The following is a 9,819-nucleotide window of genomic DNA, read 5'->3' on the forward strand; positions in this document are numbered from 1 at the left end:
TATTTATTCTTTGAAGTTTCTCACGTAGTCAATATCCCGCTGGACTTGATCCTCAAAGTTTTTCCAACTGAATTTATCGACTGGTTTTTCAAATTCTTCCCGGAGAAAATCATCGCCAAAATGTAACAGCGGGATCTCCTCAAAATAAGGAGATGTAATTTTTATCACTTCAGACCAATATTCTTTGGCTTTCTGAAGGCTGGCCAACGCTTGTTTTTGATAGTTGCTTTCCTTGGTCCCTTTATACGTTTCAAATTCCACTCCTGCCTGTAGTTTCGCAGCAAAATACTTTGCTAGATAAGCCCAGGCTTTGATATCGGCGACCTCATGCATTAACGTAGGGTCATTGGACTTGATAGTTTTAAGAAGATCAAGGGCCTGGCTACTTTTATCCTCAAGCTCCCGGGCCAATTCTAAAGGGGTGGTTTTTTCCTCCGGTATGGTTTGACTGTTTAGCGTATATTTAACATATTCAGCAATGTTTAACCAATCGGGACTTATGGGTTTTGACCCGATAATTTCCTCAATTGACAGAAAGGCCGAGGTATTGTCCACTACTTCTCCCCTCCAAGGACGAAAACCGGACAAAAATCCCTCGGAATACAAGGTGAAATCCCAGGTGGCCCCGAAATAGGAAGCCAGTCGTAAAGGCATGATTCCCACCAACTGATGGGCCTCGAACAGTTTATCCCCATAGTCTATAGCGTATCTTTTATCAAAGGACTCCACAAAATGACTATCCTCTGTTTTGGGGTCATAGAGGAGCCTGCCCCAGGTTTGGTAAAACAGCCATTGCTTCTCGAAGGCATACTCCCAAGTTTTGTGGGCCCCTGGCCTGGTAATATAATCGTAAGCCGGGATATAGGTCTCCGAACCGATAAGGTACCCTCCTATTCCCGGAAGATTGTTTTTTTGAAGCAATTGACGGATAAAATCAGCCTGCCCCCATCGAAGAACAAAAAAATCCTCGTTACGGATGGTAAAGACCACCTGGTAATTTTCGGGAGTGGGATTCCACCAAAAATCAGAGTCGGAACCTCCATGAATATAATGCAGGTCGGGAGTAGCATGCCCATGCGACCAGTTAAACTTAAGGTCCAACCAAACGGTTGAAGGCAAAATGGCTTTGTTTTTTTCTACAGCCTCCCTGGTTAAGTCTGGTGCCGGATGGGTATGCCCCCGTAGAAAAAATTCCCTTTCCGGTTTTGCCTCGCCTATCAAGTCAAAATAGGTGTCTACGATCCACTGCTGCCAAACTTCTTCCGTCACCCCTTCCATCCGTTCATTCTGGCTTACGCCTATACCCGATAGCTCAGGATATTCTTCCAGCACCAGCTTTACCATTTCCCTGTTGTACTCCTGAACCAAAGGGGAATAATCTCCTTTCCCGTTGTATCCCCAGTTTAAGTGCTCACTGTATTTTGCCACGTCATGGGCCCGTGCAAACTCAGGAGAAACGTAAATATTGAAATTCACCATAAAGACTTTTATGGACCTTTCCTTGGCCATACCAAATAGGGTATGCCAGTAAGCAATCCATTCTTTTAGTTCACCCTCAGACAGGGAGCTTGCCTCCGGATATTTATCACTTTTGACCATAAATGGCCAGGGGTGGATCGAGAATAAGGTAATGGCATTAAACCTGTTCTCCGCCATCATATCAAAGAATTTTTCCCAATAAGTCAAATCCCTGACGGTATTGGTGTGAACCTGGAGGGACTCATGCTCCCGGTAAGAAGACCAGGGCAGATTAAATTTTATTCCCCGAAAGGCATGGGCGGGGTTAATGGTTTTGTCTCTTATATCTCCCAGCGTACCTCCTGTTTTTAACTGGTCAAGTATATCCAAAATTCCATACATTGCCCCGGCAGCATCAGAAGCCTCTAACCTTAGGGTAGTTTGTTCCTGTGAAATTCGAAATCCCTCTGCCTCTATTCCCATCGGCGTTTCCGATAAGATTATTAGCACATCAACCTTGTCATCTCCTTCTTCCTTGGAGGAAACATCTACTGATAGGCCCTTTTCGGTATAAAATTTTGAAAGTTGTTTAATGCCATATTGAATAGAAATATGGTCTGGGGCATTAATCGTAATTTTTTGTTTCGACTGACCAAAAACTGAAAGATTTATGAAAATCAGAGGTATAAGGAAAAAGAATCTGAGCATATGGTACATTTTTAAACTTTAGAAGATGAAAATTTTGTTGCCAATCAAATTGACCTTTCCAAAATTGCAACACCTTTTGTCCCATCATCAAGTAAGAAAAAGGCAGAATCCGCATTTGCTTAGCGGGTTTATCTTTTCCAGAGAATTAAATTGTACCCCTTCTCACAAAATTTGAATGGTATAAATAAAGTACACTTCTCCAACCAAAAAAAATTACACCCTATGTAAAAAGTTATGAAATCGAGCCTGTCCTGACGGCAGTCAGGGCATGACGAGCACGTCACACACTGGGATGATTATAGACTGCGAGATTCCCCCGAAACAAGTTTCCCGAATCAAGTTCGGGACAGGCAGGGGCAGGCTATATGGCCTTTAAAAAAACAAATTATAATCATATGAAATAATTTCCTGTTCAATTCGGGTAATGTTTCGCCAGCTTTAAGTTTCTCTAAAAGGCAGCTATCGTTCAAAGTTCTACACAAACTGTTCTATGATATATTCAATCAGGTTATAATAGGGTCAAAAAATAGTAGATACAAAACCATAAACTGCTGAATATAAAATACTTAAATCACATTAAGTAAAGTTAAAATAATAGATCATATCTAAGGAACAGTCCAATAATACAGCACATGCTCCTTACCATCTTCAAGAATTACCTTACGGGTTTTCTGGGGTTTCCAGTCTCCCATATCAAAACGGTGGGAAATCACACGGGTACCTCTAGGCATCTGCTCGATTTCCGGTCTCAGTTTAAGGTTGATCTCGGGAAATAAATACAGGACCAAAACAGTGGCATCTGAAAAATCCGATTCAAAAATATCCCCCTGAACAAAGGTGACTAAATCTTCCACACCATTTTCCTTGGCATTTGCCTTAGCTTCCTTTACCAGGTCCGAATCAATCTCTATTCCAATGGATACTATTCCGTATCTCAAAGCTGCCTCAATAGGTATCCTTCCATCCCCGGATCCCAAATCATATAGGACATCTCCTTCTTTAATATCTGCCAGTTCCATCATGGCATCCACCACCTCCATAGGTGTAGTCACGAAGGGAACGACCTCTGAAAACCCTGGCGGATCTTCCTGTGCCCAACTAAGCTGAAACGGCAAGAGCAAAAACAAAACGTAATAGCCACTCTTTATTCCACCATTTATTGCGAATTCCATCATAAAACCTAATTTGAAAATATCACATTCCCATTGTTGAAATCCTGGATGTACTTTCCTCTTCGACCCTCCACTTTCACCCCCCTGTTGCCAAAGAGCGGATTACTGTAACCTCAACTGAATCTCAAAATCAATTCCAAAACCTACCTTAAAGAACATAATATTAGTGCTATTTCCACATTCATGACTCTTATTTTCCAAAAAAAACCTAAATTTCTTATCTAACTCTTATTATTAAATAAATCGCATTGAAGGTTATAACTGAAGGCACATTCATTTTAGAAAAATTCCCTCAAAAAGGAGGATGGACCTATGTCCTATTTCCGGCATTAAAAAAATCTAACGCCTACTTTGGCATGAAGAAGGTAGAAGTACACATAGATGGCCATGAACTAGGGCAGATGACTTTAATGCCCTTTGGAAATGGTTTGCTTTTCCTTCCCATAAATGCCAAAATCAGAAAACAGATCAAAAAGGAAAGCGGTCATGAAGTTCAGATCACAGTGTTCGCACAAGAAGCAGAAGAAGGTATCTTTGGTGAAAAGGTAATTTTGGATTGCATTAGGGAGGAGCCACATGCCTGGGAGAAATTTAAAGCGCTTTCCCTAGAGGAAAGGCAGACCATGCTAGATGGAATAATCGCACATTCATCAGAAGAAAAGCGCATCCAAAAAATCGTTCAATTAATGGAAAGGTTAAAATTCCGCTAACATTCCTTTTTAACTTGTCAATTTTTTATTTGTAAGATTTATTAGTCCCTTTCTGCTGCATAGTTTCTTTCATCCTCACCAGGACCACTACACCTGAGAGGAGAGTCAGCAGACCTGCTGCGTGGACAGCCCATGCAAGTCCAAAAAAACCTGCAATAATACCTGCCAATAAAGCACCGACCGCATAGCCAATATCCCTCCAGAAACGGTAAACCCCAACAGAAGACGCCCTCCAGGAAGGATGTGCTGCATCACTTACCGCAGCCAACAGAGCAGGATATACCATGGCTGTTCCTATCCCCAGCAGGACGGATCCTATCATCCCGGATGCAAATGGCCAGGCTGCTCCCAAACCAATTATCAGGTGTCCTATGGCCTGAATAAACATGCCCCAGACAATCAAAGGTTTTCGGCCTAACCAATCCGCCATAGGCCCTGTAATGATCATTCCAAAACCCCAAACCACTGGATAAACGGCTTTTATCCAACCAATCCCTTCCAGCCCCACACCGGCGGAAGCAAAAAGGAGCGGAAATACACCCCATGACATGCCATCGTTGAGGTTGTTGACCATACCTGCCTGAGAAACGAAAAAAAGGGTTTTGTTGCGCCAACTGGTTTCTGCAAATACCCACCATGTTTTTGGGGCACGGGTAGTTTCCCCTGTGCTTGTCTTGACTACCTGACTTGCCTCCAGCAGGGCATGCCCCTTGGTATCCCGAATAACCAGCCAAGAAAGAAGAAGGCCAGCTAGGGTATAAAATATACCTATGTAAAATGGTTCGGGTCGTAAGCCGTAAAAAGAAGCAAGATACCCTGTTAAAAGGGCGGTGAATCCTACGGCCCCATACCCCGCAGCTTCATTTAAACCCATAGCAAGCCCTCTCTTTTTGGGGCCTACCAGGTCAATCTTCATATTTACGGTCATTGACCAGGCAAGCCCCTGGCTGATCCCCAGCAACACATTGGCAAAAGGAATCCAGTTCCAGGTCGGCCCCCAACCCAGCATCAACGGTACCGGAATGCCGACCAGCCAACCGATTATCAATATGCTTTTACGACTGAAGCGATCCGCTAAAATTCCTGAAGCAATATTGGTAAAAGCTTTCACCACCCCAAATGCAATGATAAAAGAAAAAATAACCACCTCTGAGCCAATCTGGAACTCCTCTGTTCCGATCAAGGGAACCACTGTGCGTTCCAGTCCTACCATGCCACCCACAAAAATGTTTACTAGCACTAGCAAGCTAAACTGCTTCCAGTTCTTTTTAAGCCCTAATTGAGGTTTCATGCTATATCTTTTCAGTAGGCCCATTACCTTAACTAATGCCTAATTCCTTAACAAATCTCCCCGTACCAACGCCAACCTCAATGCATGGACCCAATTCTGGAAGCACCGGCCTTAATACCTCTCGTTCAGATGCAAACAAAATTAAAACCGCCGAAGGATGTGGTTTTTATTACCAAATTTGTAACTTTTATTCCACTTGTTTATTTGCCTGGTAACACCTAAATAAGTAAAAAAAAGCCGCCTGTGGATTTAAGGAATTACCTAAAAAAATGCGAAAAAGGAAGGGTTGCCCGGAAGCTAGAATCCGTACAACCCTCTTTCATAAATTACTTTACCAGATCAGAACCTCGTTTTCCGTTTTCCGGATATTTTCCCTAAACAGGGGAAATACCGCCATAAACTCATGGGTGGTATTGGGAAGCAAGTAGGATTTGTTCATGGGAAGCTCATAAACATAACCTATCCTCATGTTGGGCAGCAATACTCCCAGCTGAAAATTATTGGCATAGCTCATACGGTGCCCCCCACCTATCCAAAGCCTGTCCCTGAGTAAGACCTTGAAATTGAACTCAGTATTACTTGGTAAATTCATTCCCCTATTGTGCATACCATTGAATATTACGGCCAATCCTTCGTCTACCATGCTTCTAAAGCCGAATTGTAGGATACCTTCCCTGGGATTCCTACCCACAATTTCATCCCCGGAACTGATTGCTCCTCTGTTTACATTATGTACCGCATAGGAAAAGTAATAATTGGGGTGAGTCAAGGCCAAGCCAAGGTTAAAGTCCAAAATCTGGGAAGTGGCAAATCCATTTAAATAATTTGCAAGGATTTCATCATCCGCTTGCTCAGTGGTCATTCGGTGGCCATCCAGCCTGATGGTGTTATAGTTGACCCCTATCCCCATCCTAATACTTGCCCTATTGGTGACTTGTATTCTGGATGCATAGCTTGTAATTATGCCTGTTTCGGCAAAGGCCCCATAGTTGTCATGCAACATTGTTAAACCAAGCGCATTTTTTCCGGATGAAGCTTCGCTTCCACCGAGGTCTGCCATGTCCATTTCTGCGGAAAGCAGATAGGTCTTGGGTGCTCCCTCAAACCCCGCCCATTGATTCCGGACAAATCCCCGTATGCTGGACCCCTCATAGCCGGTTAGTGCTGGGCTATAATAGTTTTGCAAGTGGCTAAACTGGCTAATGTATTTTCTACTCTGGGCCTTTCCTTCATTCAGGAAGACAACCAGTAGAATAAAAATGGTGAATAAAAATTTTTTCATTTTCTTGAAATTTGAAAGATTTGAAAATAAAAGCAGGGAAGGAAAAAGGAAGGTTCACCAGATGGAACTGTTTGCCCTCCCTGCTTTTTGAATTATGATTTCTACAATTAACGTCTTAACAATGTCATGATGCCTTTACGTTTTTCACCGGTTTCCACCACCTCTACCGTCCAATAGTAGGTGTTCACAGGAAGTTCCTTGCCCATAAAGGTGCCATCCCACCTTTGATCGGGATCTTCTGTATAGAATACCCTTCTTCCACTTCCTTCAAAAACTTGGACCCTGGCACCTTTGAAGAAACGGATATCAGGTACCCCCCAGGTATCATTGTCTCCGTCTCCATTAGGAGTGAAGGTGTTGTAAATTGTAATTTCCTGAAGAGAAATTCTCAATCGTTTCACCGTGAAATTTTTCTCAAGTGCATTGCCGTCCCTGTCTGTTGCACGGATGGCGACCGCAAAGTCCGACTTGCCGGCCACAGGATCATCGCTGCTCCAGTAAAGTGTCCCTTCATCCAGCGTAAAGAAAGCATTTTCAGCTGCGCCCGGAATCAGTTCGACATAATGAACATCATCTACATTGTCCTGCACACTTATCCCTCCTATGTCAATGGAGGTCCTTCTAGAATCCGCTTGAAAGGTGTCGCTACTCAGTATAATATCCGTTGGCGCCTGCTTAGCCTGAACTATCACCGCTAATTGGGCAATTAAGGATCTTGGATTTTTCAAGCCGTCGGCAAGAACCAATTCCCCTTCCAAATGGTATTCTCCCCTTGCCAAGGTGTTCAAGGATGCTGTGCCCCATGTCACGGGAAGTTCCATAAACCTTCCGTCTTCCGTCATTACCAAAACAGTTTCCGGCAATTCAGGCAGCAGGGACCAAGGAGTTTCAACATCCCCAGGATGGATTACCTCTACCAGCTCTGCCAGTTGGATTTCGAAGGTTGCTGACGTAAAAGAAATTTTGTAGTTGTTGCCTGCATCCAGGTTGCCAAGACCAATGCTGTAAACCCCAGCTCTTTCCCCTTCCTCACGATCAGGTTTCCCGGAGATGATAGAAGCTTTGTCACCAGCTACAAGCCCTGATACATTGAATTGCAACTCAGGATCTTTAGTACCCTGAATCTTGTAAATTCCTGGAACTGCTACTATGGAGAGCAATGCAGGAGTCACCTCCATTTGGGCTCCAACCAACGTAAGGCTATAATTATCATCCGAACCGCCTTCCAAACTGATGGGATAAGTGCCCACTCCTGAGCTTGCCAAAGCAGTGGTGCTAATGCCCGGTGCAGTGGAAACCTCCGTATCACCGTTAACCAAACCATAATAGCTAAAGGTCAGCGATGGGTTTTCCTCCCCATACACCTTGGACTTATCATCCGCTGTAATGGTTAGGGCTGCCTTGGTCACTGCAAGCTCCCCTGTCTTAAGGGTGATAGCATAGTTGTCATCGGAGCCACCATCCAAACTGATGGGATAGGTGCCCACCCCTGAGCTTGCCATAGCCGTCGTGCTGATGCCCGGTTTCGTGGAAACCTCCGTATCGCCGTTCACCAAACCAACGTAGCTAAAAGTCAAGTCTGGGTTCTCCTCACCATACACCTTGGACTGATTGTCAGCGGTGATGGTTAGGGCGGCTTTGGTTACTTCCAGCGCTCCATTTTCCAAGGTAATGCTATAATTATCGTCCGAGCCCCCATCAAGTGTGATAGGATAAGTGCCAACTCCTGAACTTGCCAAAGCCGTCGTGCTAATATCGGGCGCAGTGGAAACCTCCGTGTCACCGTTAACCAAACCAACGTAGGTAAAGGTCAGCGATGGGTTTTCTTCCCCATATACCTTGGACTGGTCGTCCGCCGTAATGGTAAGGGCAGCCTTGGTCACAGCAAGCTCCCCTGCCTTAAGCGTGATAGCGTAATTGTCATCGGAGCCCCCTTCCAAGCTGATTGGATAATTGCCAACACTTGAACCAACAAGAGCAGTTGTACTGATGCCCGGTTCCGTGGAAACCTCCGTGTTGCCATTCACCAAACCAAAGTAGCTAAAGGTCAGCGATGGGTTTTCTTCCCCATATACCCTGGACTGGTTGTCCGCCGTAATGGTAAGGACAGCCTTGCTTATTGCAAGTTCACCTGCCTTAAGGGTGATGTCGTAATTGTCATCGGAGCCACCATCTAAACTGATCGGATAAGTGCCGACTCCTGAGCTGGCCAATGCAGTCGTGCTGATGCCCGGCTCGGTGGAAACCTCCGTGTCGCCGTTGACCAAACCAAAGTAGGTAAAGGTCAGCGATGGGTTTTCCTCCCCATATACCTTGGACTGATCGTCCGCCGTGATGGTAAGGGCTGCCTTGGTCACTGCAAGCTCTCCTGCTTTAAGAGTGATGTCGTAATTGTCATCGGAGCCACCATCTAAACTGATCGGATAAGTGCCCACTCCTGAACTTGCCAATGCAGCCGTGCTGATACCAGGCTCGGTGGAAACCTCCGTGTCGCCGTTCACCAAACCAAAGTAAGTAAAGGTCAGCGATGGGTTCTCCTCCCCATACACCTTGGACTGGTCGTCCGCCGTAATGGTTAAGGAAGCCCTCGTTACTTCTAGCTCCCCTGCTTTAAGTGTGATAGCATAATTATCATCGGAGCCCCCATCCAAAGTGATTGGATAGGTACCCACTCCCGAACTTGCCAATGCAGCCGTGCTGATGCCAGGCTCGGTGGAAACCTCCGTGTCGCCGTTCGCCAAACCAAAGTAAGTAAAGGTCAGCGATGGGTTCTCCTCTCCATATACCTTGGACTGGTCGTCCGCCGTAATGGTTAAGGAAGCCCTCGTTACTTCTAGCTCCCCTGCTTCAAGTGTGATAGCATAATTATCATCGGAGCCCCCATCCAAAGTGATTGGATAGGTACCCACTCCCGAACTTGCCAATGCAGCCGTGCTGATGCCAGGCTCGGTGGAAACCTCCGTGTCGCCGTTCACCAAACCAAAGTAAGTAAAGGTCAGCGATGGGTTCTCCTCCCCATATACCTTGGACTGATCGTCCGCCGTGATGGTTAGGGCTGCCTTGGTCACCTCAAGTTCACCTGCCTTAAGGGTGATGTCGTAATTATCATCGGAGCCGCCATCCAAGGCTATCGGGTAAGAACCCACTCCTGAGCTGGCCAATGCAGTCGTGCTGATGCCCGGCTCGGTGGAAACCTCC

At 45.3% G+C, this 9,819-nt stretch carries 6 protein-coding genes; 1 reads left to right on the top strand and 5 read right to left on the bottom strand.

Features of this window, described 5'->3' with window-relative positions; translation table 11 throughout:
* Positions 1-3 precede the first annotated feature (3 nt).
* Together DB520_RS22605 and DB520_RS22610 are read right to left on the bottom strand one after the other, a co-directional pair.
* Positions 4-2,166 (bottom strand): hypothetical protein, encoded by a 2,163-nt coding sequence (locus tag DB520_RS22605; RefSeq protein ID WP_157972207.1) that lies wholly within the window; start codon positions 2,164-2,166, stop codon positions 4-6.
* A 605-nt stretch (positions 2,167-2,771) separates the two neighbouring features.
* Entirely contained in the window at positions 2,772-3,341 is a 570-nt protein-coding gene (locus tag DB520_RS22610; protein WP_114752047.1) for a methyltransferase domain-containing protein, read from the bottom strand.
* 245 nt (positions 3,342-3,586) lie between these two features.
* On the opposite strand from DB520_RS22610, the gene DB520_RS22615 reads away from it, so the two are divergent.
* Positions 3,587-4,048, top strand: coding sequence for a DUF1905 domain-containing protein (locus DB520_RS22615; protein ID WP_114752048.1), 462 nt, complete (start codon positions 3,587-3,589; stop codon positions 4,046-4,048).
* Between the two features lie 25 nt (positions 4,049-4,073).
* Here DB520_RS22615 and DB520_RS22620 read toward each other — a convergent pair whose 3' ends face one another.
* From DB520_RS22620 to DB520_RS22630, 3 genes are all read right to left on the bottom strand, one after another.
* On the bottom strand, positions 4,074-5,339 hold the full coding sequence (locus DB520_RS22620) for an MFS transporter (RefSeq protein WP_114752068.1): 1,266 nt from the start codon (positions 5,337-5,339) through the stop codon (positions 4,074-4,076).
* A gap of 331 nt (positions 5,340-5,670) precedes the next feature.
* Positions 5,671-6,621 (bottom strand): PorP/SprF family type IX secretion system membrane protein, encoded by a 951-nt coding sequence (locus tag DB520_RS22625; protein WP_114752049.1) that lies wholly within the window; start codon positions 6,619-6,621, stop codon positions 5,671-5,673.
* Between the two features lie 107 nt (positions 6,622-6,728).
* The coding region (locus DB520_RS22630; protein ID WP_157972209.1) for an MBG domain-containing protein at positions 6,729-9,819 on the bottom strand (3,091 nt) is incomplete at its 5' end.

It is taken from the genome of Pleomorphovibrio marinus, assembly GCF_003347495.1.
GTDB lineage: Bacteria > Bacteroidota > Bacteroidia > Cytophagales > Cyclobacteriaceae > Pleomorphovibrio > Pleomorphovibrio marinus.